Below are 25,472 nucleotides of genomic sequence, written 5' to 3' on the forward strand. Positions count from 1 at the left end.
TCAACGACTCCGAAGAGCCGACGAGGATAATTTGGCATATGACATAGTGCACGCTGTTGAGTTCTCAAGGATCGGACACACCCGCCCCCACACGTCACCGCGCAGGCCCTCGGGGCTGATCTCTTCGCTGCCGCGCTTTCGCACCGGGCAACTTCACTACCCTAGCACTCTCGATCGCTCCGTGTGCACCGCGTTGCGCGGGGCTGGAACGCTCTCGGTCCGGAAGGACTTCGGCTGAGGTTCACACCCCGGATGTGAGGCGCTCGTCTCGGATCGAGACGGGGCCGTGTGACCGGGGTGCCGGTCGCTGCTTCGCCCGGGCTCTCGCTCCGGTCGTCGCGGCGACGGGTGTCTACGTTACGGCCAGGTTTCGGCGCTCGCAAGCGCGCTGCACCCCGGGCGTGTCGCGGCGCGCGGGCCGGACCGCGCGCGATCGCGCCCGCCGGCATCCGTCACGAGCCGCACACGGGCGCGAGCGGGCGTCGGCGACGCTGTGCGCGTCGCCGACGCCCCCTCGACATCGCGGGTCCGGAACCTCGCCGTTGGTCACGTGGCGGTGAGCGTGACCTTCTTCGAGACGCTCGAGGTCGCGATCGTGTTGCCCCCGAACTTGGCCGTCACCGTGATCGACTTCGCGTACTTCTTCGGCAGCGTGACCGTGACGACGCCCCTCGCGGATCTCTTCAGCTTCGCCAGCTTCACGCTCTTGCCGTTCACGTAGAGGCGCACGTTCCCGGTCGCGTACGTGCCGCTCGCGAGCCTGGCGACCTTGACGGTCACCTTCGGCTTGCTCCTCTTCGCGAAGGTCGACGTCGTCACGGTCGTCGCGGAGACGGCCTTGGTCACCCGCGCCAGGACGGTCGCGGCGGAGCCCTCGACGGTGTCGGACCCGCCGTATGCCGCCACGATGGCGTGCTTTCCGACGGCGAGCTTCGGCGACAGCGTGGCGCGACCCGCGCTGAACGTCGCGCTTCCCAGGACGACGCCTCCCTCGCTGAAGGTGACCGAGCCCGTCGAAGCGCCCGTCACGGTCGCAGTGATCGTGGTCCCCTTGCCATAGCTCGCCGAGGTCGCGACGAGCGCGATCGACGAAGCGCTCTTCGCGGCCGCCGGCGCGCCGTCGCCCGCGGGGGCACCGTCGCCCGCGGTGATGACGAGCGCGGCAGCGGCCGAGGCGGCCGCGTCGAGGAACAGGTCGCCCGAGTACGCCGCCGTGATGCTGTGCGTGCCGACGGCGAGCGTCGACACGGTGACCGCCGCCGAGCCGTCGGCTACGGCCGACGTGCCGAGCGAGTCGGTCCCGTCGAAGAACTCGACGGTGCCGACCGCGCCCGTGGGAACGGATGCGGACAGCGTCACGGGAGCGCTGGCGGTCGCGGACGTCGCAACCGTCAGCGCGACGAGGGTCGGTTCGGTCGGGACGACGAGCGGCGTCTCGGTGTCCTGCGAGGTGTTCGAGTGCGCGTGCGCCTGCCAGGTGTACACGGAGTAGCGCTCGGCGCGATCGAGCTTGCTCGCCTGAGCTCTCAGCGTCGCCGAGAACGATCCCGTCGTGAGCTGCGCTGCGGGAACGTACGACGCGGCGGCGAACAGCGCGATGTTGGCCGCGCTGCTCACGTCGGGCAGACCGCCCGAGGGCGCGATGCCCACGTAGATGCCGGCGTCCCCCGCGTTCGTGACGCCGCGGAAGCCGTCTCCCGCGACCGCGACCGACAACCCGGCCGTGGCGTCCCCGGTCACTCGAGCGTCGACGCTGGGCGCGACGACCGTGCCTGCCGAGAGCGTGAGCGGGAGCGGCGCCTTCGCGTCGTTGCCCGCCGTGTTGCCCGTGCGGTGGAAGTAGACGTTGATGTCCTGGCTGTTGAGCTTCGGGAGCAGGAGGTCGTTGAGCTCGGCCGGCCAGGCATCCGAGTAGCCCGCCGCGTACGTGCCGACCGGTACGGCCGCCGTCCAATCGGGCGACGCGCTCACCACCCGCACGCCTCCGGTCGCGTCGAACGACGCGATGTCGAAGGCGGCGATCTCGACCCGCGTCGGCGTGGCCAGGTTCGCGCCGTTCGACTTGTGCCAGTCGACGACGGCGGTCAGGCTGCCGCGCGTCGTGGAGGCCGCGACGTACTGGAAGTCCGCGAACGAGATCCACGGCTGGTCCGCGACGAGTGATCCGTAGCTCCACTGCGGGAAGTACCGGACGCTGCTCGGGAAGTCGATCTCGCCGACGCCGGTGGAGGCGTTGAGCGATCCCGACCCGCCCTGGAGCGTGAAGCCCTGCGAGGTCGTGAACGCATCGAGCGGGGCGCCCGTGATGCTCGTCGACGCCGTGGTCGGATCGATGGGGCTCGCGCCGGTGGTCTCGATGCGCCAGCCGTCGGCGCCGGTCTGGAAGCCCCATTCCAGGGTCGCGTCGGCGACCGCGCCGGTGACGGTCGCGGATGCGGGGGCGGATGCCGCCAGGGTCAGGCCACCGGCGGCGAGCGCCGCGGCGGTGAGGACGGCGAGCGGCCGGAAACGGCTGGCTCGCGACGAGGCCGTGTGTGACACGAAGGCTCCTTGTCGATCGGGGATGGTGGTGCCGACGAGAGGAGCTCGTCCGCTCGTCCGGCGAGGGAAAGCTAGCACGGCTTGTAAGGGTTGCCTTACCTCATTTAGGCTTGCCTTACACGCACGGCATCCCGGCGGATGGCGGCCTTCGACGACGCCGGAAACGCGCCGCGCGCTGCTCCGGGTGACGCGATTGTTACGCGCGACGACCGGCCCGGTGAGTCGTCCTGGTCAGGAGGCGACGACGCCGGCGAGGGTCTTCTTGCCGCGCCGGAGCACGGCGAGCCCGCCCGCGAGCAGGTGCGCGCCGATCGTCTCGTCGTCGCTCGTGACGCGCACGTTGTTGACGGAGACGCCGCCCTCCGCGATCGCGCGGCGTGCCGCGGTGAGGCTCGGCGTGAGTCCCGTGTCGACGAGCAGCTGGGCGACCGCGGCATCCGCGGACGCCGACACGTGCGGCAGCGAGTCGATCGCCGAACGCAGCGTCGCGGTGTCGAGCGCGGCGAGGTCTCCCCCGGTGAACAGCGCGTCCGCGGCGGCGATGACGGCATCCGTCGCCTCCGTGCCGTGCACGAGCTCCGTGACGAGTCGGGCGAGCGAGCGCTGGCCCTCGCGCTTGAACGGAGCCTCGGCGTGGCGCGCCGCGAGCTCCTCGATCTCTGCCCGCGACAGGAACGTGAAGACCTTGAAGCGGTCGACGATGTCGGCGTCTTCGGTGTTGAGCCAGTACTGGTACATCGCGTACGGGCTCGTGAGGTCGGGATCGAGCCAGATCGCGTTGCCCTCGCTCTTGCCGAACTTGCGGCCGCTCGAGTCGGTGACGAGTGGGGTGCCGAGCGCGTGCACGTTCACGCCGTCGCTGCGCTTGATGAGATCGACGCCGCTCGTGAGATTGCCCCACTGATCGCTGCCGCCGGTCTGGAGCACACAGCCGTACTGCCGATGGAGCTCGCGGAAGTCGAGCCCCTGCAGGATCTGATAGCTGAACTCCGTGTAGCTGATGCCCTCATCCGAGTTGAGGCGCGTACTCACGGTGTCCTTCTTGAGCATCGTGCCCACGCGGTAGTGCTTGCCGACCTCGCGCAGGAAGTCGATCGCGCTCATCGGCGCGGTCCAGTCGAGATTGTTCACGAGCACCATGCCGTTCTCACCGTCGGTGCTGAGGAACCGGCTCACCTGCGCCTGCAGGTAGCCGACCCATTCCGCGACCACGCTCGCCTCGTTGAGCTGCCGCTCCGCGTTGGGCTTCGGGTCACCGATGAGGCCCGTCGAGCCGCCGACGAGGCCGAGCGGGCGGTGGCCCGCGAGTTGGATGCGCCGCATGGTCAGCAGTTGCACCAGGTTTCCGAGGTGCAGGCTGCGGGCGGTGGGGTCGAAACCGCAGTAGTAGGTGATCGGCGGGCCCGCCAGGACTGCCTTCAGCGCCGCCTCATCCGTCGACACGTGGACGAGGCCTCGCCACCGGAGCTCCTCCCAGACGTCGTCGAACGAGTCGTCGTTGCGCTGGGTGTCGAGGACGGATGTTGCGGGCACGACGTTCAGGCTAGCAGCGGCGCGTCAAGCCCTCCGGCTTGATGAACCACAAATCAAGTCGCTGGGATTGATTTGTCCATATCAAGCTGTCAGGCTTGATGCATGTTCGTCCTCACCGTCGACCAGATCGGCAGCCGATCGCACGCCGATGCCGTTCGATCGGGCATCGGGATGACCCTCTCGGCGCTCGGCGATCCCGTGATCGAGCCCGAGCGCACGGCCGGTGACGAGTTCCAGGCCATCACCCCCGACGCGGAGCGCGCCCTCGACGCGCTCCTCGCCCTCGCACGCGACGGCGGCTGGAGCGTCGGGCTCGGTGTCGGCGGTGTCGTCGATCCTCTTCCCATGAGCATCCGCGAGGCGACCGGCGACGCGTTCCTCGGCGCGCGCACCGCCGTCGACCGGGCGAAGCGGAAGCAGACCCGCAGCGCCATCGCGGCACCGGCCGCGGCATCCGTCGCCGAACGCTGCGAGGCGCTCGTCGACGTGCTCGTCGCGCTGCGGGCGCGTCGGAGCCCCGAGGGCTGGGAGCTCGCCGACCTGCTCGAGGCGGGGATGACGCAGGCCGCCGCCGCCGCACGGCTCGGCATCACGCCGCAGGCCGTGAGCCGTCGGGCACTCGCCGCCGATCTGCGCGTCGATGCCGCGGCTCGCGCCGCGCTCGTCGACCTGCTGCGCGAGCTCGACGAGACGGCGGGGCGGGCCTGACGTGGCACTGCTCGTGGCCGCCCTGCTCGCCGTAGCCGTCGGCATCGCCGGAACGGTCGTCGCGCTCCTACTGGGACGGCCGATCTGGAGCATCGCCGCCGTCGCCGCCGCACTCCTGCTCGCGGTGCCGCGCGTGCCCTGGCCCGGCGCCGGCACCGTCGACCTGCCCCAGCCCTGGGGGCCGGTCGTCGCGCTCGGCGTCGGCGCGCTCGGCATCGCGTCCGGGTCGCCGCTCGTGACCCTCGTGCTCGCGTGGGCATCCCCGGCGACGCGCGTGGCGCCGCGGTCGCACGGCGGCATCCTCGTGCCCGACCTCCGCTCGCCGGCGCCCGAGCGCGCCGGCGAGCGCACGGTGCTGCGCGGCGGCTCGACGATCGGGCTGCTCGAGCGCGCTGCGGTCATCGGCTCGATCGCCGTCGGTCAGCCCGGCGCCGTCGCCATCGTCATCGCGGTGAAGGGCCTCGGCCGGTTCTCCGAGCTCGACAGCGCCGAGGCGCGCGAACGGTTCATCATCGGCACCCTCGCGAGCCTCATCTGGTCGGCGGGGTGCGCGCTCGTCGCCCGCGCGTGGTGGTGAGCTGCGAATCGGGCGGCAGGAACTCGACGAGGACGCCGCGGATGCCGGTCGCCGGCGCGCGGGCGAGCGAATGCCGGGTCGCCCGCGAGCGCGGTGCGCGAGGTCGTCGAAGCCCCGCTCGGTGCGGGTGAAGCGGGATCGGCTCACGCGCGGCGCTTCGGGACGTGCGCCTTGTACGACGAGACGGTCGTGTCGCCCGGGATCCAGAACCGCCACGGGAAACGGATGCTGCCGCCATCGCCCGAGACACCCGTGCGGGGGCCGGTCGCCGCGGCCGGCACCGGGCGGGCGGCGTCGCCCGGTTCGAGACGCAGCTCGCCGCCCGCGAGCAGGTCGGCGCCGTTCGCCGCGAGCGGGATGCCGAGGGCCGTCGCGAGGCGGGCCGGACCGCGGGCGAGGTCGGCATCCGTTCTGCTGGCCGGTCGGCGCGACCGCGCGAGCTCGAGCCCGTCGACGACCTCGCCGGCGCGCAGCAGCACCGCGGAGGCCGTGCCGACGGGCGAGCACACCACGTTGACGCAGGTGTGCATGCCGTAGGTGAAGTAGGCGTACAGGTGGCCGGGCTCGCCGAACATGACCGCGTTGCGCGGCGTGCGGCCGCGGAACGCGTGGCTGCCCGGGTCGAGCTCGCCGAGGTAGGCCTCGACCTCGGTGAGCCGCACCCGCACGTCGCCGTGCACGAGGTGCGCGCCGAGCAGGCCGGGCGCGACCTCGAGCGAGGAGCGCCCGAGCGCCGCCCGGTCGATGCTCAGAACAGCGACCCGCCCGACGCGACCACGTAGACGACCCCGGCGACGATGACGATCACGGCCACCGTGACCACGATCGTCGTGAGCCGGCGGCTCATCGGGGCGTACCAGTCGTGTTTCGGACGCCGGGGCTTCGACTCGGTCATGAGGCCATCATCCCAGCATCGGACGAGCGGCGAGCGCTCAGTCGCGCAGCGCGCGCACGCGGTCGGTGAGCTGGGCGAGCTGCTCGGCGACGCGGGCCGGCGCGGTGCCCCCGGCTCCCGCGCGGCTCGCCACCGAGCCCTCGATGGTGAGCACCGCCCGCACGTCCGGGGTGAGGTGCGGTGAGAGCGCGGCGTACTGCTCGTCGGTGGGCCCGTCGAGGTCGAGGTCGTGCTCCTCGCAGAACCGAACGAGAGCGCCGGAGATCTCGTGCGCGTCGCGGAACGGCACGCCCTGACGCACGAGCCAGTCGGCGACATCCGTGGCGAGCGAGAAACCCTGCGGGGCGAGGGCGGCCATCCGCTCGGTGTCGAAGCGCAGCGTCGCGACCATGCCCGTGAAGGCCGGCAGCAGCGTCTCGAGCGTCTCCACGGAGTCGAAGACGGGCTCCTTGTCCTCCTGCAGGTCGCGGTTGTACGCGAGCGGGAGTCCCTTGAGCGTCGCGAGCAGGCCCGCGAGGTTGCCGATCAGCCGGCCGGCCTTGCCGCGCGCGAGCTCCGCGATGTCCGGGTTCTTCTTCTGCGGCATGATGCTCGACCCCGTCGAGAACGCGTCGTCGAGCGTGACGAAGCCGAACTCCCTCGTGTTCCAGAGGATGATCTCCTCCGCGAACCGGCTGAGGTCGATGCCGAGCTGCGCGGTGATGAACGCGAACTCGGCCGTCACGTCGCGGCTCGCGGTCGCGTCGATCGAGTTCTCGGTCGGTCCCGCGAGGCCGAGCTCGGCCGCGACGAGCGCGGGATCGAGACCGAGCGAGCTGCCCGCGAGGGCACCAGAGCCGTACGGGCTCGTCGAGGCCCGCACCCGCCAGTCGCGCAGGCGCTCGAGGTCGCGCACGAGCGGCCAGGCGTGCGCGAGCAGGTGGTGCGCGAGCAGCACCGGCTGCGCGTGCTGCAGGTGCGTGCGGCCCGGCATGATCGCGGCCCCGTGCGCCTCCGCCTGCGCCGCGATCGCGTCGACGAGCTGGGTGGTCTTCGCGGCGATGCTCGACGCGTGGTCGAGCAGGTACAGCCGGATGAGGGTCGCGATCTGGTCGTTGCGGCTGCGCCCGGCGCGCAGGCGGCCACCGAGCTCGGGGCCGACGACGGCGATCAGGGCCGCCTCGAGGGCGCCGTGCACGTCCTCATCCGTCTCGGCGGGCACGAGCTCGCCCGCCTCGATGCGGCGCGCGACCTCGTCGAGGCCGTGCCGCATCCGTTCCAGGTCGTCCGGGGAGAGATAGCCGGCGGCCGCGAGGGCCGACGCGTGGGCCCTCGAGCCCGCGATGTCGTACGGCCAGAGCTGCCAGTCGAAGTGCGTCGATCGGCTCAGCGCCGCGAGCTCGGCGCTCGGGCCGCCCGCGAAGCGCGCGCCCCAGAGGTGCCCGGCGTTGGTCTGGTGCTGGTCGGTCATCGTGCTCCGAAGTGTATTGCGGGGTGGGGCGGGTGTGGTTTCGAGACGCCGGCTCGCTGCGCTCGCGGGCTCCTCAACCAGCGGGGGTGTTCGAGGGTGCGTCAACCAGCGAGGGTGCGGGGGTTCTTCTCGAGGAGCCAGACCAGGAGCGCCTTCTGGGCGTGCAGGCGGTTCTCCGCCTCGTCCCAGATCACGCTCTGCGGACCGTCGATGACCTCGGCCGCGACCTCGTAGCCACGATCGGCCGGGAGGCAGTGCAGGAAGATCGCGTCGCTCGCCGCCGTCGCCATGAGCTCGGTCGTCACCTGGTAGGCGCCGAAGGTCGCGACGCGCTGTGCCTTCTCGTCCTCCTTGCCCATCGACACCCAGGTGTCGGTGACCACGATGTCGGCGCCCGCGACCGCCTCGAACGGGTCGGTGTAGAGCGTCGCGGAGCCGCCGGTCGTCGCGGCGATCGCGTCCGCGTCGGAGACGACCGCGGCATCCGGGCTGTACTCCTCGGGGCTCGCGACCCGCACGTGCATGCCCGCGACCGCGCACGCGAGCAGGTAGCTCTGGCCCATGTTGCTGCGGCCGTCGCCGAGGAAGGTGACCGTGAGCCCGGCGAGCTCGCCCTTGTGCTCGCGGATCGTGAGCAGGTCGGCGAGCAGCTGGCAGGGGTGGAAGTCGTCGGAGAGCGCGTTGACGACGGGCACGGTCGTGCCCGCGGCCATCTGCTCGAGCCCGGACTGCGCGTAGGTGCGCCACACGATCGCGCTCACCATCCGCTCGAGCACGCGGGCCGTGTCCGCGGGGGTCTCCTTGCCGCCGAGCTGGCTGTTCGCGGTCGAGATGATGAGCGGGCTGCCGCCGAGGTCGGCGATGCCCACCGCGAAGCTCACGCGCGTGCGTGTGGATGACTTGTCGAAGATCACGGCGACGGTCTGCGGCCCGGCGAGCGGCTTGCGCCCCCAGCGGTCCGCCTTGATGGCGACGGCGAGGTCGAGGATCTCCGCCTGCTCGGCGGTGGTGAGGTCGTCATCCCGGAGGAAGTGGCGGGTCATGCGGCATCCTTCAGGGCTGCGGAGAACAGGGCGGTGAACTCGGCGATCTCGGCGTCGCCGATCGTGAGCGGCGGCGCGAGACGGATGGTGGAGTCGTTGGCGGCGTTGACGATGAGTCCGCGGGCGAGCGCCGCGGTCGCGACGCGCTGCGCGACGGGCGCGGTGAGCGCGACGCCGACGAGCAGCCCCGCGCCCCGGGTTCCCTCGACGAGCGGCGAGCCGATGCCCTCGATCGCGGCGCGCAGCTCGGCGCCGCGGCGGGCCGCGTTCGCCGGCAGATCGGCACGCTCGATCTCGCCCATGACCGCGTTGCCGACGGCCGTCGCGAGCGGGTTCCCGGCGTAGGTCGAGCCGTGCTGGCCCGCGGTGAACAGGTCGGATGCCGCCCCGAACGTCACGAGCGCACCGAGCGGGAAGCCGCCCGCGATGCCCTTCGCGACGGCGACGGCGTCGGGCAGGATGCCGTGCTGCTGGTACTCGAACCAGGTGCCCGTGCGGCCCATGCCGGTCTGGATCTCGTCGACGATGAGCAGCGCGCCGTGCTGCGCGGTGAGCTCCCGCGCCCGCTCCAGGAAGCCCGCGGGCAGCGGCAGCACGCCCGCCTCGCCCTTGATCGGCTCGAGGACGAGCGCCGCAGTCTGCCCGGTGATCGCCCTCTCGAGGGCGGCGATCGTCGAGTCGATGTGCACGACGCCCGGCACCATCGGCTCGAACGGACCCTGCAGCGCGGGCTTGCCGGTGAGCGCGAGCGCGCCCATCGTGCGGCCGTGGAACGCCTGGTGCAGAGCGACGATCGTGCCGTGCTGGCGGTTGCGCCGCGCGAGCTTGAACGCCGCCTCCATCGCCTCGGCGCCCGAGTTGCAGAAGTATACCCGGCCGGCGTCCCCCGCGCCCGTGACGCGTTTGAGCCGCTCGGCGAGCTCGACCTGCGGCGCCGACGCGAAGTAGTTCGAGATGTGCGCGAGCTTCGCGGCCTGCGTCGCGACGGCACCCACGAACACCGGATGCGCGTGGCCGAGCGCGTTGACCGCGATGCCCCCGAGGAAGTCGAGATAGCGCTTGCCGTCGACATCCCAGACCTCGGCCCCGAGGCCGTGGTCGAGCTGGGTGAGCGGGGCGGGCGTGCTCTTCATGAGCGAGGCGGCGAAGCGGTCGCGCCACGACTCGGATTCTGGGGCCGGGTTTCGAGACGCTCCTTCGTCGCTCCTCAACCAGCGGGATTCCGCGTTCATGCGGGCACCACCTCCGTGCCGATGCCCTCGGTCGTGAAGACCTCGAGCAGGATGCTGTGCGGCTGCCGTCCGTCGATGATCGCGGCCTTCGCGACGCCGCCCTGCACGGCATCGAGGCACGCGGTCATCTTCGGGATCATGCCGCTCTCCAGACCGGGCAGCATCCGCATGAGCTGCTCCGTGTCGATGACCGAGACGAGCGAGTCGCGGTTCGGCCAGTCGCTGTACAGCCCGGCCACGTCCGTCAGCACGACGAGCTTCGCGGCACCGAGCGCCGTCGCGAGCGCGGCCGCCGCGGCATCCGCATTGACGTTGAGGAAGCCGTCCGGACCGCGTGCGACGCTCGACACGACCGGGATGCGGCCCTCGTCGAGCGCGCGGACGATCGCGCGCGTGTCGGCCTCGACCGCGTCGCCGACGAGCCCGAGGTCGACCTCGACGCCGTCGACGATCGCGCCGCGCCTCTCGCCGCGGAACACCGTCTCGCCCGGGATGACCTCGGCGAGCCCGGGTGCACGTGGGCCGACGCGGTGCTCGTCGAGGTACCCGCCGAGCCGGGCGCTGATCGTGCCCGAGAGCACGTCGCGGATGACGTCGATCGTCTCGGCGGTCGTCACGCGATAGCCGCCGCGGAACTCGCTCCCGATGCCGAGCTGGGCGAGGCGCGCCGAGATCTGCGGGCCGCCGCCGTGCACGACGACCGGGCGCACGCCCGCGTAGCGCAGGTAGACCATGTCGGCCGCGAAGTCGCGCTGCAGCTGCTCGTCGACCATGGCGTTGCCGCCGAACTTCACGACGATCGTCTCGCCGTGGAAACGCTGCAGCCAGGGCAGGCTCTCGACCAGCACGGCCGCCTTCTGCGCCGCCTGCTCGGCTGTCACGGTCATGAGTCGGCTCCGTTCATGAGCTGTAGGCCGAGTTCTCGTGCACGTAGTCGTGCGTGAGGTCGTTCGTGCGGATCGTCGCCTCGTGCACGCCGGCCTTGAGGTCGATGAGCACGTGCGTCGTGCGCGGCGTGAGGTCGACCGCCTCGGCCGGCCGGTCGGGCTCGCCCGCCGCGCACACCCGCACGCCGTTCATCGTCACGTCGACCCGGTACGGATCGAAGTCCGCGTCCGTCGTGCCGATCGCGGCGAGCACGCGACCCCAGTTCGGGTCGTTGCCGAACACGGCCGCCTTGAACAGGTTGTTGCGGGCGACGCTGCGGCCGACCTCGACGGCGTCGTCCTCGCTCGCGGCGTGGATCACCTCGATCGCGATGTCGTGGCTCGCGCCCTCGGCATCCGCCTGCAGCTGACGGGCGAGGTCGTCGCACACCGCCGTGAGCGCGGCGGTCAGCGCGCTTCGCGTCGGCGTCACACCGGATGACCCGCTCGCGAGCAGCGTGACCTGGTCGTTCGTCGACATGCAGCCGTCGGAGTCGAGCCGGTCGAACGTCACGCGGGTCGCTGCGCGCAGGGCGGCGTCGAGGTCCGCGGATGCCGCCACCGCATCCGTCGTGATGACGACGAGCATGGTGGCGAGTCCGGGGGCGAGCATGCCCGCGCCCTTCGCCATCGCACCGACCTTCCAGCCGTCCCCGTCGAACGTCGAGCGCTTCGGCGTCGAGTCGGTGGTCATGATGGCCTCGGATGCCGCCTCGCCCCCGTCGGCGCTCAGCGCGGACGCCGCCCGATCGACGCCGGCGAGCACGCCGTCCCGGAACTCCTCGCGGCCGTAGCCGATGAGGCCCGTCGAGCACACGAGCACGTCGCCCGCCGCGATGCCGAGCCGCTCGGCGACCCGCTCGGCGGTCAGGTGCGTTGTCTGGAAGCCGTAGGCGCCGGTGAAGCAGTTCGCGCCGCCGGAGTTGAGCACGACGGCATCCGCGCGGCCGTCGGCGATGGCCTGCCTCGACCAGATGATCGGATGCGCCTGGGCGCGATTGCTCGTGAAGACCGCTGCCGCGCTGCGCTGCGGGCCCACGTTCTGCACGAGCGCGACATCCTTGTTGCCGGTCTTCTTGAGGCCCGCGGCGACGCCCGCCGCCACGAAGCCCTCGGCGTACGTCACGCTCACGGCGCCACCCCGTTCACGCTGAGCCCGGCGGTCTCGTCGAGGCCGAGGGCGATGTTGGTCGACTGGATCGCGGCGCCCGCGGTGCCCTTGACGAGGTTGTCGAGGGCCGTGACCGTCACGAGCCTCCCGGCGGTCTCGTCGATCGCGAGCCCGACGAGCGCGGTGTTCGCGCCGATCGTGTCGGCGACGCGCGGGTATTGCCCGGCCGGCGTCACGTGCACGAACGGCTCGTCGCCGTAGACGGCGTCGTACGCGGCCCTCACGCTCTCGAGCGTGCTGCCGGGCGCGAGCCGCGCGGTCGCGGTGGCGAGGATGCCGCGGCTCATCGGCACGAGCATGGGCGTGAAGCTCACGGTCGTGCCCGTGCCGCCCGCGAGGGTCAGGTTCTGCACGATCTCGGGCGTGTGCCGGTGCGTGCCGCCGACACCGTACGCGTACGCGCTGCCGAGCACCTCGCTCGCGAGCAGGTTGGTGCGCAGGCTCTTGCCGGCGCCAGAGGGACCGACCGCGAGGATCGCGACGAGGTCCTCGGCGCTCACGAGCCCCGCCTGCACGGCGGGGGCGAGGCCGATGCTGATCGCCGTCACGTTGCATCCGGGCACCGCGATGCGGTTGACGCCCGCGAGGTGGTCGCGCTGCTTCGACCCGTCGGCGTGCACGAGCTCCGGCAGGCCGTAGGCCCACGCGCCGTGGTACTCGCCGCCGTAGAAGCGGGCCCAGGCGTCCGCATCCGTCAGCCGGTGGTCGGCGCCGCAGTCGACGACCACGGTGCCGCCGCCGAGTTCGGCGGCGATCGCACCGGATGCGCCGTGCGGCAGCGCGAGGAAGACGATGTCGTGACCGGCGAGATTCGCGGCCGTGGTCTCGACGAGGGTCAGGTGCGCGAGTGAGCGCAGGTGGGGCTGGACGGCGATGAGCGGCTGACCGGCGTTCGAATGGGCGGTCACGGTCGTGACCTCGAACTCGGGGTGGGCGGCCAGCAGCCGCAGCAGTTCGCCTCCCGCGTAGCCGGAGGCCCCGGCTACCGCGACGGAATAAGGCATCTCTCTACCTTAGAAGGGGGATCGGGACAGGAACGTCGGAGGCGGCGACATCCCTCGTCCGGGCACGACGGCCCGCATCCGGAGTGTCGCCTAGCTTCGGCGCGCACGACGGACGCGGCGGCGCAGTGCGCTCTGCCGGGTCGTGCGGATGTCCATGGCCCTACCGTAGCGCGCGACAGATCATTGCGCCAAACGGCGGATCATTGCGCGTCCGGGTCGGTGTGCGAGCGGCGGCGCCGCGAGCTCGCCGCGAGGCAGCGGTTGGCGTTTCGCTTGGTGGAGTTCGTGCACCCGGTGCACGAACTCCACCAAGCGAAACGGGAACGGTGCTGCCGCTCGGACGCTGCGCGCGCGGCTGTTCGCGTCCCTCAGCGCGACAACCTTGGTCAGTCGCGGATCGCGGCCCCCGTGCGCTCGGTGGCGACGGCGACACCCGCGAGCTTCGCCGCGGTCGCCTCCTCGGCCGTGAGCGTGCGGTCGTCCGCGCGGAAACGCAGCGCGAACGTCAGCGAGACCGAGCCCTCGGGCACGCCCTGGCCGCGATACGCGTCCACGAGACGGATGCTCTCGAGCAGCGCGCCCGCCCCCTCGGCGACGGCGGCGGCGACGCCGGCCGCGGCGGTCGCATCCGTCACGACGAGCGAGAGGTCCTGGGTCGCGGCCGGGTAGCCGGAGATCGGGGACGCCGCGACGAGCTCCGGCGCGGCCGCGATGACCTGGTCGAGGTCGAGCTCGAGCACGCCCACGACGCGCGGCAGGTTCGCCTCGAGCGCGATCGCGGGCAGCAGCTCGCCCGCGTACCCGACGCGCCTCGCCCCGGCGAACAGGGCGGCCGAGCGGCCCGGGTGCAGGGCGTGGTGCGCGGCCTTCTCGACCCGCAGCTCGAGGCCGACGGATGCCGCGACCACGCGGGCGGCGTCGAGCGCATCCGCGATGCCCGCGGGCACGGCGGCGAGGCCCGGCTGGCGCGGCACCGTGTCACCGACGAACAGGGCGCTCACGAGCCGCGGCTGCGGCGGGACGCTCGCGAACAGCGCCGCGAGCTCGTCCCCCGAGGGCCGCGACATGGCGTCCGGGAGTGCCCCGGCGACGCCGTACTCCGCGCCCGCCTCCGGACGTGCGACGCTGCCGACCTCGAACAGCGCGAGGTCGCCGAGACCGCGCGCGAGGTTGCGGTGCGCGGTCGCGATGAGTCCGGGGACGAGCGATGTCCGGATGTTCGCGGCGGTCGCGTCGAGCGGGTTCGCGATCACGACGGTGGGCACGGTCGCGCCAGCAGGATCCGCGAACAGCTGCGCCTGCGCATCCGTCGCGAACGGATCGGTGAGCACCTCCGTCAGACCGGCCGCGGCGAGCGAGGCGGCCACCTGGCGGCGCAGCAGCTGCGCTCGGGTCAGCCCTCGCCCGGGCGGGGCGACCGGCAGCACCGAGCCGATGCGGTCGTAGCCTGTGATGCGCGCGACCTCCTCGACGAGCGAGGCGTCGTCGACGAGGTCGGGGCGCCAGCTCGGCGGCGTGACGGCGAGGCCGCCGTCGACGGCCTCGACGCTCGCGCCGATCGCCTCGATGGCGCCGCGCACCTCGTCGGCCGTGTAGTCGACGCCGATGAGGCTCGCGGCGCGGCCGTCGCGCAGCAGAATCGACGGGGTCGGCGCGACGTCCGCGAAGACGGCACCGAGCTCGTCGATCGTGCCGCCCGCGAGCCCGACGAGCAGCTCGGCGGCACGCGCCGCGGCGACCGCCGCGACGGCGGGGTCGACGCCGCGCTCGAAGCGTCGCGAGGCCTCGCTCGGCAGCTTGTGGCGGCGAGCCGTGCGCGCGATCGACACCCGGTCGAATCCGGCGGCCTCGATGAGCACGTCGGTCGTGACGGCCGTGATCTCGGTCGCAGCTCCGCCCATGACGCCCGCGAGGCCGATCGGGCCGGAGTCGTCGGTGATCACGAGGTCCTCGGGGTCGAGCGCGCGCACGACGCCGTCGAGGGTCTCGAGCGTCTCGCCCGCGCGCGCGCGACGCACTGTGATGCCGCCCGCGAGGGTGCCGAGGTCGTAGCCGTGCAGCGGCTGGCCGAGCTCGATCATGACGTAGTTCGTGATGTCCACGGGCAGCGAGATCGATCGGATGCCGGCGAGCTTCAGCCGCGAGATCATCCAGGCCGGCGTCGGACGCGTCGGGTCGATGCCGCGCACGACGCGCGCGACGAAACCGTGGCATCCGGCGTTCCCGCGGATCGGGGCGTCGTCGGCGACCGTCACGGGGAAGCCCGCCGGCTCCGGGAGCGCTTCGAGAGCATCGGCGAGCGAGACGGCCGGGTCGCGGAACTCGGCGCCCGTCGACAGCGCGTACTCGCGGGCGAGGCCGCGGATCGAGAGCGCGTAGCCGCGGTCGGGCGTCACGTTCACGTCGACCGCGAAGTCGTCCAGGCCGAGCAGGGCGATCGCATCCGCGCCGACGGGCGCGTCGCCGAGTCCGATCTCGGCCAGACGCAGGATGCCCGCGTGGTCCTCTCCGAGGCCGAGTTCCCGCGCCGAGGCGATCATGCCGTCGGAGACGTGGCCGTAGGTCGTGCGCGCCGCGATCGGGAACGGACCGGGCAGCACGGCGCCCGGGAGCGTCACCACGACCTTGTCGCCGACCCCGAAGTTGTGGGCGCCGCAGACGATCCCTCGAATGTCTCGCGCGTGTCCTGGGCCCGTCGAGGGGCCGACGTCGACGGAGCACCAGTTGATCGTCTTGCCGTTCGACTGCGGCTCGGGCTCGAGCGACAGCACCCGGCCGACGACGACGGGGCCGGAGATGCCGGTCGCGATGACCTCCTCCTCCTCGAAGCCGACCCGCACGAGGGCGGCGTGCAGGTGCTCGGCGGAGACGTCCTCGGGCAGGCCGACGTACTCGCCGAGCCACGACGCGGGCACGCGCATCAGATCACCATCCCGAACTGCTGGCTGAAGCGGATGTCGCCCTCGGCGAAGTCGCGCATGTCGTTGAGGTCGTTGCGGAACTGCAGCGTGCGCTCGATGCCGAGCCCGAACGCGAAGCCCTGGTACTCGTCGGGGTCGACGCCCGCGGCCCGCAGCACGTTCGGGTTGACCATGCCGCATCCGCCCCACTCGACCCAGCGGGCGCCGCCCTTCGCGTTCGGCTGCCAGACGTCCATCTCGGCGGAGGGCTCGGTGAACGGGAAGTAGTTCGGGCGCAGCCGGATCTGTGCGCCCGCGCCGAACATCGCGCGGGCCAGGTGCTCGAGCGTGCCCCGCAGGTGCGCCATCGTCAGGCCGCGGTCGATCGCGATGCCCTCGATCTGGTGGAAGACGGGCAGGTGCGTGGCATCCAGTTCGTCCTTGCGGAAGGTCTTGCCGGGCGAGACGACGTACACCGGCAGCTCGCGCCCGAGCAGCGAGCGGATCTGCACGGGGCTCGTCTGCGTGCGCAGCAGCAGGTGACGCTCCTCGGGGGCGAGGTAGAACGTGTCCTGGTCGCTGCGGGCGGGGTGGTCGGCGTCCATGTTGAGGGCGTCGAAGTTGAACCACTCGTTCTCGACCTCCGGGCCCTCGCCGATCTCCCACCCCATGCCGATGAAGATGTCGCCCATGCGCTCCATGAGGATCGAGAGCGGATGCCGCGACCCGACCCGGGCACGCGAGGGCACCGCGGTCACGTCGAGCGCCTCGGCCGCGAGACGCGCGGCCTCCTCGGCGACGGCGAGCTCGGCCTCCCGGTCGGCGATCGCGGCGTTCACCCGGCCGCGGGCCTGGCCGACGAGCTTGCCGAGCGCGGCCTTCTGGTCGTTCGGCACGGAGCGCAGGCCCTGGTTGAAGCGCGCGAGCGGCGACCCCTCCCCCGCGTGCGCGGACCGGGCCTGCTTGAGCTCGCTCACCGTGGCGGCCTCGGCGACGGCCGCGAGGGCCTCGCTCACCGCCTGCTCGACCCCCTCGGGCGTGATCGGGGTGGGTTCTGACACGAGAGACGAGTCTAGTTGCGAGCACCCGACAACGGATTTCACGGATCTGGCGGCGACACCGGATTTCACGGATGTGGCAGGGACAACGGATTTCACGGATCAGATGCGGTCTATCCCCACAGCAGGCGGGACGCCGGGGGCGGAGCGGCGCAGCATCCGTGAAATCCGTTGTGGGCGGGAGGTCAGGGGCGCAGGGCGAACGCGCTCTCGTAGAGGCAGACGGATGCCGCGGTCGCGAGGTTCATCGACTCGGCCCGGCCGTAGATCGGCACCGTGATCGCGCGCTCCGCGAGCGCGCGGGCCTCGTCGGTGAGGCCCCGGGCCTCGTTGCCGAACAGCCACGCGGTCGGCGAGTCCAGCACGCCCGCGCGGCGGGCGGCGAGCAGATCCTCGCCGCGGATGTCCGCCGCGATCACCCGCACGCCGGCCTCGCGGGCGCGGTCGACGACATCCGCGAGCTCGACGCCCGTCGTGACCGGCACGTGGAACAGCGAGCCGGTCGTCGAGCGCACCACCTTGGGGTTGAACGGGTCGACGCTGCGGCCGGAGAGGATGACGGCGTCCGCCCCCGCGGCGTCCGCGGCACGGATGATCGTGCCCGCGTTGCCGGGATCGCGCACCTCCTCGAGGATCGCGACGAGGCGTGGTGCCGCGCCGAACACGTCCTTGAGGGCGGTGGGGAACATCCGGCAGACCGCGATGACACCCTGCGGGGTGACCGTGTCCGCCATCGCGTCGAGCACCTGATCGGTGACGTACTCGACGTCGATGTCCGCGCCGCGCGCGGCCGAGGCGAGCGCCGGGTGCCGATCGAGCGCGACGGGCGTCGCGAACAGGTCGACGACGAGGTCCGGACGCCACGCGAGCGCCTCGCCGACCGACTGCGGCCCCTCGACGAGGAACAGTCCCGTGTCGGCACGGTGGTCGCGCTTGGCGAGCTTCGCGACCGCACGCACGCGCGGCGAGCGCGGGTTGTCGATCATGGTGCCGATGCTAGCCACGCCCGCCATACGGTCGGGGTGAGCCGCGCCGCGCGCTGGAGCTACGAGCGACGCGCCGAGGTCATCCGAGCGGCGCCGGGAACGACGAAGGCGCGCCGCCCGCGATGCGGGGGCGCGCCATCGGCGGGATGCTGCCTAGGCCGAGACCTTGGGCGCGTTGACGTCGCTCGGCAGCGCGGCCTTCGCGGTCGCGACGATCGCGGCGAACGTGGCCGGGTCGTTGACGGCGAGGTCGGCGAGGATGCGACGGTCGACACCGACACCCGCGAGGCCGAGGCCCTGGATGAAGCGGTTGTACGTGATGCCGTTCGCGCGGGCCGCGGCGTTGATGCGCTGGATCCACAGGCGACGGAAGTCGCCCTTGCGCGCACGACGGTCGCGGTACGCGTAGACGAGGGAGTGGGTGACCTGCTCCTTCGCCTTGCGGTAGAGGCGCGAGCGCTGTCCGCGGTAGCCGGACGCGCGCTCGAGGATAACGCGGCGCTTCTTGTGGGCGTTGACCGCCCGCTTCACACGTGCCATTGCTCTGGTTCCTTACTTGCCGAGGAGGCGCTTGATGCCCTTGACGTCAGCCGGGGCGATAACCGAATCGAGGTTGAGGTCGCGCTTCTTCTTGCCGCTCTTGACCTCGAGGTTGTGGCGCATTCCCGCCTGCTGCTTCTTGATCTTTCCGCTGCCGGTGACCTTGAAGCGCTTCTTCGTACCCGAGTGGGTCTTCTGCTTGGGCATTGCTGCTCTCTTTTCTGGGGAGGTTTCGCGACCGGGGCGCCGGCGGCGAAGGATTCTTAGCGCGCCTGGGGCTTGGGCGCGCTGGGCTTGGGTGCCGCGGGCTTGGGGGCCGCGGGCTTCGGGGCGGATGCCGACGGCTTGGGCACCGCGGGCTTCGGGACGGCGGGCTTCGCGGCCGCGGCGGGCGACGGAGCGGATGCCGCGGCCGGCTTCGGAGCGGACGCCGGCGTGGCGGCGCGCGCGGCCGCGGGCCTCGCACCGGACGGAGCGCTCGCGGCGGGCCGGGCGGCGGCCGCGGGGCGGCTCGCGGTCGCCGGCTTGCTCGCCGCGGCCGGGGTGGCGGCCGGGGCCGCGGTGCGCGCGACCGGGGTCGCCGGGGCAGCCGCGGGAGCGGCATCCCGCTCGACCGGGGTCTCGACGGGGGCCTGGGCGCGGGCGGGGGCCGCGGCAGCCGTCGCGACCGCCGAGGCGGCTGCGGCGGCGAAGGCCGGGTCGGTCTCGGCGGGCGCGGCCTCGGGACGCGGCGGCCGGGTCGACTGGCGCTTCTCGTTCTGCTCGGCCTTGGCCGTGGCCTTGTTCTTGTGCGGGCCGATGACCATCACCATGTTGCGGCCGTCGATCGTCGGGTTCGACTCGACGCTGCCGAACTCGGCGACGTCCTCGGCGAAGCGCTGCAGCAGGCGCACGCCCTGGTCGGGGCGCGACTGCTCGCGTCCGCGGAACAGGATCATGGCCTTGACCTTGTCGCCCTGCGACAGGAAGCCCTCGGCGCGCTTGCGCTTCGTCTCGTAGTCGTGCTTGTCGATCTTGAGGCGGAACCGGACCTCCTTGAGGATCGTGTTCGCCTGGTTGCGCCGGGCCTCCTTGGCCTTCTGCGCCTCTTCGTACTTGAACTTGCCGTAGTCCATGATCTTGACCACGGGCGGACGCGAGTTCGGTGCGACCTCGACCAGATCCAGATCGGCCTCGCGTGCAAGACGCAGGGCGTCCTCGATGCGGACGATGCCCACCTGCTCGCCTCCGGGGCCGACGAGTCGGACCTCAGGGACGCGGATGCGGTCGTTAGTGCGGGGATCGCTGATGCGAAACTCCTTCATCGTGTGCTCGGGGCTACGACCTCGGCGGGAGCCGGCGACGCACGAAAGGAGGCTGATCGGCGCGTTCTCACGCGCCCGCACACGCTGCGCGCCCGGCGGGCGGCCGTCGGGGGACGGAGTGCGGTGCGGCTGACCCGGTAACCTTGAACCTGCGAAGCGGGCCTCGCAGGCGGTCGACGGGTGGGAGCGAGCTCCTCTTTCGTACCGGGGCGTGCCCCGGAGCCTCGGCAATGCTAGCAGAACCACCCCGCGCCGGTAAGGCCGAGCGCAAAGGAGCGAGATGACCGACCCAGAGCCCACCGCGAACACCGATGTCGACGAGGAGATCCGCGACATCTCCGAGGTGCCGGCGGTCGAGGTCATCAACACCGTCGCGATCCACCTGCTGAGCGCCGCGGCGGTCAAGCTCGGGCTCGCCGACGAACCGGATGCCGCGGCCGACGTCGACCTGGACGAGGCGCGGAAGCTCATCGAGGCGCTCGCCGGGCTCGTCACGGCGGCCGCCCCGTCGCTCGGAGACCACCATGCGCTCGCCCTGCGCGACGGGCTGCGCACGGTGCAGCTGGCCTTCCGCGAGGCCTCGCCCTACCCGGACGCGCCCGGCAAGGGACCGGGCGAGAGACTCACGGGGCCGGTGAACTGAGGGTCGCGTCGCCGGACCGTCGGTCAGCGTGCGAGGAGGCGTCCCTGGTCGAACTCGTAGACCTGGTCGGCGAGCGCCTCCACGTCGAGCGGGTTGTGGCTCGTGAAGACGATCGTTCGCCCCTCGTCGCGCAGCTCGGAGAGAGCCCGCCGCGCGAGTTCCTGACCGCTGCGGTCGAGCCCGTTGAACGGCTCGTCGAGCACGAGCACCCGCTGACCCTCGAACGTTGCCTGCGCGAGCGCCAGGCGCTGCTTCATCCCCAGCGAGAACGAGCGCACCCTCTGCGACCCGGTGTGGGCGATCTCGAACCGCTCCAGCGCCGCACGGATGTCGCCGGGACCCGCGATCCGGCGGATCTCCGCCAGTCGTTCCAGGTTGCCCGAGGCGCTCAGTCCCCCGAGATAACCGGGCGGATCGAGCGTCAGACCCACGTCCGCTGGAAAGCCGTCACCGGGGTTCGAGAACCCGCTCGCGTGCCGCACCGTGCCCCGATCGGGTCGCAGGAACCCCACGATGATCTTCAAGAGCACCGACTTGCCCGACCCGTTCGGGCCGAGTACCGCGTGCGCCGCCCCCGCGGCGAACTGCGCCGATGCATCCACGATGACCGTCCGCCCACGGAACGACTTCACCACACCGTCGAGCTCGATCGCCGTCGTCATATCCGCATCTCCTTGCCGTTTCATGTTCCTTCTTCACCGGCCGATGGGGAGCCGACGCACCGCCACCACCGCGACCACGGCCGCCGCCGCGAGCCATCCCAACTCGACCGCCGCCGACCCGACAACCGCATCCCACCGCACGGGAAGTCCCGGCAGGGCAGTGCTGCCGAACGGCAGCACGCCCCCGGCGTACGGGTTCACCCCGCCGAGCAGCGCACCCAGGCCCGCGACCCCCAGCACGACGCTCTCGTTCTCGGTCAACCAGCCCACCGTGAGCGCCACTGCCACCGCGTCCGCGGACGCGAGCGGCCCCACGACGAGCAGACGCGCGATCGTCGGCCACAGCGCCGGATCGACCGCCCCGACCCGGCCCCGTGACCGCGACCACCACGAGCACCACGAGCACCACCGCACCGACGTGAAGCGAGAGCCCCGGGAGCGCGTATCTCAGCCAGAACCGCCAGAACACGCGAGCCCCCGTGCCGCGCCGGATCACGAGATACGGCAACCACGGCCGACCGCGCTCACCGAACCGATACGCCGCCACCACCGCCGGTGTCCACGTCACCGCGCTCACCACCAGGAACCCCATCGGGGCGAATCCCCGCCCCGGCGATCCTTCGGAGAACAGGGCGTACAGACTGCCGACCACACCACCGCCACTGCCCGCCGCAGCCAGCCCGGCTACCGCGGCCACGGCGGCGAGAACGCCCAGCACGCCGCCTCTCACCCGCGGCGGAATCCGACCACCCGCGTCGCGCACTCGGACGATCGCGAACGCTACCGCCACCACCACTGCGAGATACAGCACACCCCGCGCCACCTGACGCGCCGGAGCGTCGAAGCCGAACGGCGTCGCCGGATCGAGGGTCTCGAGCAGGACGGCATTGGACGAGATGGCCAATGCCGGCGCTGCCGCGCTGAGCGCGAAGATGACGCCGACGGCGATCAGAGGTGCGAGCGCTGAGGCTGAGAACAGGACCACCGTTCCGAGCACGAGTGATGTGGTGATCGCGGAGAGTGCGAGGAGCACGATCGCCGCGGCGACGGCGGATGCCCGCTCACCCGTGACGCGGAGTCCGATACCCGTCACCGCGGCGATCGCGAGCAGGATGACGAGACCCGCGGCGAGTTGCGGTATCGCTTCGACCACCCCGACGCGCCAGAGCCACCACGTTCTCGAGCCGTGTCGCACCACGACCTCTGCACCCGATGCCCGCACTACCCGGGGCACGGTCACGAGAAACCAGGCGAGCGCGGCCGCGAGTGTGATGACGTAGGGATGGGAGACGACGCCGAGTACGTACGCCGACCACTCACCGCCCGCTCGCTCGGCGAGGAGCGAGTGACCACCGATGTAGACGGCCGCGACCGTCGCGACCGCGTAGACGGCCGCGGGCGGGGAGACGAGTGAGCGGCCGAATGCCCGGAGTCCCCTCACGCGATCGCGGCGACGAGCGGCTCGCGGCGCGCGCGTAAGACCAATCCTTGCGCCGCAACGATCACCGCGAGCAGCGCGAGCGGCACGACGAGCGTGTGATCCGAGGCCGGGGAGACACCGAACTGCTCGAAAGCGAAGTAGAACGTGTAGAGATCCCAGCCCTGACTGAAGAACACGACGGCCTGCACGACGAACAACAGCAGCGGGGTGATGATCGCGAGGAATCGCGAGCGCACCAGGAACAGCGTGAGGAACCCGACCGAGGAGAGCAGTGCCCCCGTGAGGCCGGACGAAACCGCGTAGGCGGTGATGTACAGCGCCGGCGAGATGAGCCACAGGTCGGTCAGCCTCCCGAACTGCTGCATCGACGTGATCGTTCCGCCGTACTCGCTCGCCGTCGGGTAGTCCGTGAGCGCGAGCGCGGGATCGACCACGAGGAACCAGATCGCCGGCAGCGCCCCGACCAGGGCGAACACGATGAACACCGCGATCGCGTTGGCGGCGAACTTGCGCCGCACGTACCGCGAGAACTCGACCCGCGTTGCGGTGAGGCGCACGAACCCGTGTCGCCACTCCGCCAGAAACGGCGCCACGAACACCAGCATCGCGATGACCGGATACGCGATCACGAGCGGTCCGTTCACCGCATCCGCGAACCGGTAGACCGGCGCCGGCGAGTAGTAGTGGAACGTCGACGCGTAGAGGAACGGCGACGCCAGGAAGACGAGCGACACGATTGCCCACGGCGACGCGAACGATCGGCGTACATCGGTCAGCACGGCCCTCATCTGCTTCTCCCCCACGCGTTGTCGGTCGAATCCAGGGCCCGGAGGACCGACTCAAGCGACCTAACGTCAGTATAGGCGCGGTTTCGGGCTATAGCGAAGCAATAATCAATGTCGTCGCGCGTTTCGACCCGATCAGCCCGTGACGCCCGCCAGAGCCGGAGCCGTCATGAGGCACGCCGTCCCGGCTGTCGGGGCCGTCGGGCTACGGTGCCGACGTCGGGGCCGGGGTCGCCTGCTCGACCGGCGGCTGCTGCTGCGTCGGGTCGGCGGGGGCGAACGGGTCGGTCGGCTGGTCCAGTCCGAAGTAGCTCACCGCGGCGCGCGCGGCGTCGTAGCCCGAGACCGCGGTCGTCGGCCAGGTGTGCCCGCCGCCGCGGATCGACACGACCTCGAGGCCGCTGCCGGCGTCGCATCCCGCGTAGATCGCGGTGCGGATGCGGCCGTGCGACGAGCGGTCGGCGCCGCCGCATCCGTCGCGCGACGCCCAGAACGCGGCAGCCCGGGCGACCGACGCGTTCGTCCAGGTGCCGAGTCGTTTGCGCTGCGCGGAGCCCGGCGGCCCGCCGTCGTACGGCACCGTCCGATCGGCGGTGCCGTGCACGATGAGCACCGGCAGCGCCTTCGGGGCCGCGCACGAGGACACGTTCAGCGCCCCGCTGACGACCATGATCCCGGCGAGCCGGCCGCCGAGCTCGCACGCGAAGCGGTAGGTCATCATGCCGCCGTTCGAGAATCCGGCGAGGTAGACGCGGTCGGGATCGACGTTGTGCTCGGCGATGAGCGTGTCGATGATCGCGGAGAGGAACGCGACATCCGGCACGTCGCGCGTCACGGGCCGGCCGCAGCATCCCTGCGCGTTCCACGCGTAGCCACCGACCGCGCGCCCGAACGACGTGCCCCGCGGGTAGGCGACGACGAACCCGTCGCGCTCGGCGAGCGGCGTGAGGCCGCTCGATCGCTCGGTGCGCGTGTTCGAGCCGCTCGCGCCGTGCAGCACGATGAGCGCGGGCACGCGCGCGTTCGTGGCCTGCGCGATCGCGCTCGACGTCGTGTCGCGGATGATGACCGAGCGGGCCGCTCCGCCGACGTCGATCGTGGTCGCCCCGCTGTCGACCTCGGAGACGGCGGGCGCGGTCGCCGCGGGCGCGGGCGCGGGCGTCGAGCACGCCGTGACGGATGCCGCGACGACGACGAGGGCGGCGAGCGCGCCGAGCAGACGGGCGCCCGGGTTCCGCATGGCCGCCATGATAGGCAGGTCGCCCCGGCGGACGCGGATGCCGGCCACCGTCAGGAGCGCGGGTCGGCCTCGACGCGCACTCCGATCGAGTCGATGCGGGCGCGGATCTCGGGCGCCCAGCGCTCCTGCATGCGTGCGACGAGCGCGTTCACCGCGACGGCGTCGAGTCCCGCGCGCACGCCGACGAACAGCGCGAGCTCGGGTCCGGCGAGCCGGGCGAGCGGATCGCCCGGCGCGACCACGACGCCCGCGACGTCGGGTTCGAGCGCCGCGACGCGCTCGAACTCGGCGCGCACCTCCGGGTCGAGGTAGGCGGGCGTCCACGGCGTTCCGGATGCGATCGCCGCGAGCGCGGGACGGCGCAGCGCGAACTCGGTGTCGCCCGTCGGATCGAGCACGACGAGGTCGGTGCCCTCGCCCGCCGCCGCGAGGGCGACGCGCGGGCCGGGCGTCGGGATCGGCCGGGCACCGGGGTTCCACGCGGACATCGCGGCGACCGAGGAGAACACCGGGAGCGCCGCCCGGCCGTCGGGCGCGGAGACCGTCACGATCGACAGCTCCTGGGACTTGTCGATCCTCCGGCCGTGCTCGTCGAACGCGGTGCCGTCGGCGCCGAGCTCCGCGACGAGCGGCACGAGCAGGCGAACGGCGCGCACGGCATCCGCGACCTCGGCCTCGCCGACCTCCTGGGCACGGAACCGGCGGATCGCCTCGACCAGCAGCGGCGGCGGCGTGCCGTCGTCGTCACCCCACGCGCTCTCGTGCGCGTGGAACGACCGTCCCTCCCACGGGACGCCCGCGGAGTCGGTGCCGGTCATGCGGGGCTTCTCCGG

Annotated in this window: 23 protein-coding genes and 1 pseudogene; 3 read left to right on the plus strand and 21 right to left on the minus strand. The window is 72.1% G+C overall.

From position 1 onward, the window contains the following. Positions 1-546 precede the first annotated feature (546 nt). Together QT381_RS05810 and tyrS are read right to left on the minus strand one after the other, a co-directional pair. Positions 547-2,541 carry an Ig-like domain-containing protein gene (locus tag QT381_RS05810; protein ID WP_289247853.1) on the minus strand — a complete coding sequence of 665 codons (1,995 nt, stop codon included), beginning with the start codon at positions 2,539-2,541 and terminating at the stop codon, positions 547-549. Between the two features lie 231 nt (positions 2,542-2,772). Continuing rightward, on the minus strand, positions 2,773-4,074 hold the full coding sequence (gene tyrS / locus QT381_RS05815) for a tyrosine--tRNA ligase (RefSeq protein ID WP_289247854.1): 1,302 nt from the start codon (positions 4,072-4,074) through the stop codon (positions 2,773-2,775). A 102-nt stretch (positions 4,075-4,176) separates the two neighbouring features. Between tyrS and QT381_RS05820 the strand changes: the two genes are divergently transcribed. Then, positions 4,177-4,782 (plus strand): DNA-binding protein, encoded by a 606-nt coding sequence (locus tag QT381_RS05820; protein WP_289247855.1) that lies wholly within the window; start codon positions 4,177-4,179, stop codon positions 4,780-4,782. 1 nt (position 4,783) lies between these two features. Continuing rightward, complete coding sequence (locus tag QT381_RS05825; protein ID WP_289247856.1) at positions 4,784-5,359, plus strand: hypothetical protein; 576 nt, start codon at positions 4,784-4,786, stop codon at positions 5,357-5,359. A 143-nt stretch (positions 5,360-5,502) separates the two neighbouring features. On the opposite strand, the gene QT381_RS05830 is transcribed toward QT381_RS05825, so the two are convergent. The 14 genes and pseudogenes from QT381_RS05830 to infC form a co-directional block, all read right to left on the minus strand. Beyond that, positions 5,503-6,111, minus strand: a complete 609-nt coding sequence (locus tag QT381_RS05830) for a DNA-3-methyladenine glycosylase (protein ID WP_502877463.1) — start codon at positions 6,109-6,111, stop codon at positions 5,503-5,505. Then, positions 6,108-6,254 (minus strand): hypothetical protein, encoded by a 147-nt coding sequence (locus tag QT381_RS05835; protein WP_289247857.1) that lies wholly within the window; start codon positions 6,252-6,254, stop codon positions 6,108-6,110. Before QT381_RS05835 ends, QT381_RS05830 begins: the two co-directional genes overlap by 4 nt. A gap of 37 nt (positions 6,255-6,291) precedes the next feature. Further along, positions 6,292-7,704 (minus strand): argininosuccinate lyase, encoded by a 1,413-nt coding sequence (gene argH / locus QT381_RS05840; RefSeq protein ID WP_289247858.1) that lies wholly within the window; start codon positions 7,702-7,704, stop codon positions 6,292-6,294. Between the two features lie 101 nt (positions 7,705-7,805). Then, a complete protein-coding gene (argF, locus tag QT381_RS05845; RefSeq protein WP_289247859.1) occupies positions 7,806-8,747 on the minus strand; it encodes an ornithine carbamoyltransferase in 942 nt (313 codons plus the stop codon). Then, a complete protein-coding gene (locus QT381_RS05850) occupies positions 8,744-9,979 on the minus strand; it encodes an acetylornithine transaminase (RefSeq protein ID WP_289247860.1) in 1,236 nt (411 codons plus the stop codon). The genes argF and QT381_RS05850 overlap by 4 nt, the downstream gene beginning before the upstream one ends. Next, positions 9,976-10,866, minus strand: coding sequence for an acetylglutamate kinase (argB, locus tag QT381_RS05855; RefSeq protein ID WP_289247861.1), 891 nt, complete (start codon positions 10,864-10,866; stop codon positions 9,976-9,978). The genes QT381_RS05850 and argB overlap by 4 nt, the downstream gene beginning before the upstream one ends. Before the next feature lie 13 nt (positions 10,867-10,879). Then, positions 10,880-12,037, minus strand: a complete 1,158-nt coding sequence (gene argJ / locus QT381_RS05860; RefSeq protein ID WP_289247862.1) for a bifunctional glutamate N-acetyltransferase/amino-acid acetyltransferase ArgJ — start codon at positions 12,035-12,037, stop codon at positions 10,880-10,882. Further along, positions 12,034-13,080 carry an N-acetyl-gamma-glutamyl-phosphate reductase gene (gene argC, locus QT381_RS05865; RefSeq protein WP_289247863.1) on the minus strand — a complete coding sequence of 349 codons (1,047 nt, stop codon included), beginning with the start codon at positions 13,078-13,080 and terminating at the stop codon, positions 12,034-12,036. Before argC ends, argJ begins: the two co-directional genes overlap by 4 nt. 386 nt (positions 13,081-13,466) lie before the next feature. Continuing rightward, complete coding sequence (pheT, locus tag QT381_RS05870) at positions 13,467-16,001, minus strand: phenylalanine--tRNA ligase subunit beta (RefSeq protein WP_289247864.1); 2,535 nt, start codon at positions 15,999-16,001, stop codon at positions 13,467-13,469. Continuing rightward, the gene (gene pheS, locus QT381_RS05875; RefSeq protein WP_289247865.1) at positions 16,001-17,041 is read right to left on the minus strand and encodes a phenylalanine--tRNA ligase subunit alpha; all 1,041 of its coding nucleotides are present in this window, start codon (positions 17,039-17,041) and stop codon (positions 16,001-16,003) included. Before pheS ends, pheT begins: the two co-directional genes overlap by 1 nt. Positions 17,042-17,223: 182 nt before the next feature. Continuing rightward, complete coding sequence (locus tag QT381_RS05880) at positions 17,224-18,024, minus strand: TrmH family RNA methyltransferase (RefSeq protein ID WP_289247866.1); 801 nt, start codon at positions 18,022-18,024, stop codon at positions 17,224-17,226. Between the two features lie 153 nt (positions 18,025-18,177). Beyond that, positions 18,178-18,564 (minus strand): 50S ribosomal protein L20, encoded by a 387-nt coding sequence (rplT, locus tag QT381_RS05885; RefSeq protein ID WP_289247867.1) that lies wholly within the window; start codon positions 18,562-18,564, stop codon positions 18,178-18,180. A gap of 12 nt (positions 18,565-18,576) precedes the next feature. Then, complete coding sequence (gene rpmI, locus QT381_RS05890) at positions 18,577-18,771, minus strand: 50S ribosomal protein L35 (RefSeq protein ID WP_289247868.1); 195 nt, start codon at positions 18,769-18,771, stop codon at positions 18,577-18,579. 506 nt (positions 18,772-19,277) lie between these two features. Next, positions 19,278-19,868: pseudogene (gene infC / locus QT381_RS05895) on the minus strand (translation initiation factor IF-3); the annotation flags it as partial. Between the two features lie 280 nt (positions 19,869-20,148). Between infC and QT381_RS05900 the strand changes: the two are divergent. After that, positions 20,149-20,511: a DUF1844 domain-containing protein gene (locus tag QT381_RS05900; protein WP_289247869.1), complete on the plus strand. Its 363-nt coding sequence runs from the start codon at positions 20,149-20,151 to the stop codon at positions 20,509-20,511. A gap of 23 nt (positions 20,512-20,534) precedes the next feature. Here the strand turns inward: QT381_RS05900 and QT381_RS05905 are convergent, their stop codons facing one another. The 5 genes from QT381_RS05905 to QT381_RS05925 all read right to left on the minus strand — a co-directional run bounded on the left by QT381_RS05905 (position 20,535) and on the right by QT381_RS05925 (position 25,457). Further along, the gene (locus tag QT381_RS05905; RefSeq protein WP_289247870.1) at positions 20,535-21,173 is read right to left on the minus strand and encodes an ATP-binding cassette domain-containing protein; all 639 of its coding nucleotides are present in this window, start codon (positions 21,171-21,173) and stop codon (positions 20,535-20,537) included. A 33-nt stretch (positions 21,174-21,206) separates the two neighbouring features. Next, the gene (locus QT381_RS05910; RefSeq protein WP_289247871.1) at positions 21,207-21,434 is read right to left on the minus strand and encodes a hypothetical protein; all 228 of its coding nucleotides are present in this window, start codon (positions 21,432-21,434) and stop codon (positions 21,207-21,209) included. Positions 21,435-22,610: 1,176 nt separating this feature from the next. Further along, positions 22,611-23,402 carry a hypothetical protein gene (locus QT381_RS05915; RefSeq protein WP_289247872.1) on the minus strand — a complete coding sequence of 264 codons (792 nt, stop codon included), beginning with the start codon at positions 23,400-23,402 and terminating at the stop codon, positions 22,611-22,613. A 202-nt stretch (positions 23,403-23,604) separates the two neighbouring features. Next, positions 23,605-24,639, minus strand: coding sequence for a CE1 family esterase (locus QT381_RS05920; protein ID WP_289247873.1), 1,035 nt, complete (start codon positions 24,637-24,639; stop codon positions 23,605-23,607). Between the two features lie 50 nt (positions 24,640-24,689). Further along, the gene (locus QT381_RS05925; protein ID WP_289247874.1) at positions 24,690-25,457 is read right to left on the minus strand and encodes an SseB family protein; all 768 of its coding nucleotides are present in this window, start codon (positions 25,455-25,457) and stop codon (positions 24,690-24,692) included. Between the last annotated feature and the right edge of the window lie 15 nt (positions 25,458-25,472).

The organism is Galbitalea sp. SE-J8, from assembly GCF_030345695.1.
Classification (GTDB): domain Bacteria; phylum Actinomycetota; class Actinomycetes; order Actinomycetales; family Microbacteriaceae; genus JAUASV01.

Bases quoted from the DNA above. Each gene is read 5' to 3' on its own strand.
- QT381_RS05820 (WP_289247855.1), top strand. From the start codon at position 4,177: ATGTTCGTCCTCACCGTCGACCAGATCGGCAGCCGATCGCACGCCGAT.
- QT381_RS05835 (WP_289247857.1), bottom strand. From the start codon at position 6,254: ATGACCGAGTCGAAGCCCCGGCGTCCGAAACACGACTGGTACGCCCCG.
- argH (WP_289247858.1), bottom strand. From the start codon at position 7,704: ATGACCGACCAGCACCAGACCAACGCCGGGCACCTCTGGGGCGCGCGC.
- argF (WP_289247859.1), bottom strand. From the start codon at position 8,747: ATGACCCGCCACTTCCTCCGGGATGACGACCTCACCACCGCCGAGCAG.
- QT381_RS05850 (WP_289247860.1), bottom strand. From the start codon at position 9,979: ATGAACGCGGAATCCCGCTGGTTGAGGAGCGACGAAGGAGCGTCTCGA.
- argB (WP_289247861.1), bottom strand. From the start codon at position 10,866: ATGACCGTGACAGCCGAGCAGGCGGCGCAGAAGGCGGCCGTGCTGGTC.
- argC (WP_289247863.1), bottom strand. From the start codon at position 13,080: ATGCCTTATTCCGTCGCGGTAGCCGGGGCCTCCGGCTACGCGGGAGGC.
- pheT (WP_289247864.1), bottom strand. From the start codon at position 16,001: ATGCGCGTGCCCGCGTCGTGGCTCGGCGAGTACGTCGGCCTGCCCGAG.
- QT381_RS05880 (WP_289247866.1), bottom strand. From the start codon at position 18,024: ATGATCGACAACCCGCGCTCGCCGCGCGTGCGTGCGGTCGCGAAGCTC.
- rplT (WP_289247867.1), bottom strand. From the start codon at position 18,564: ATGGCACGTGTGAAGCGGGCGGTCAACGCCCACAAGAAGCGCCGCGTT.
- rpmI (WP_289247868.1), bottom strand. From the start codon at position 18,771: ATGCCCAAGCAGAAGACCCACTCGGGTACGAAGAAGCGCTTCAAGGTC.
- QT381_RS05900 (WP_289247869.1), top strand. From the start codon at position 20,149: ATGACCGACCCAGAGCCCACCGCGAACACCGATGTCGACGAGGAGATC.
- QT381_RS05905 (WP_289247870.1), bottom strand. From the start codon at position 21,173: ATGACGACGGCGATCGAGCTCGACGGTGTGGTGAAGTCGTTCCGTGGG.
- QT381_RS05915 (WP_289247872.1), bottom strand. From the start codon at position 23,402: ATGAGGGCCGTGCTGACCGATGTACGCCGATCGTTCGCGTCGCCGTGG.
- QT381_RS05920 (WP_289247873.1), bottom strand. From the start codon at position 24,639: ATGCGGAACCCGGGCGCCCGTCTGCTCGGCGCGCTCGCCGCCCTCGTC.
- QT381_RS05925 (WP_289247874.1), bottom strand. From the start codon at position 25,457: ATGACCGGCACCGACTCCGCGGGCGTCCCGTGGGAGGGACGGTCGTTC.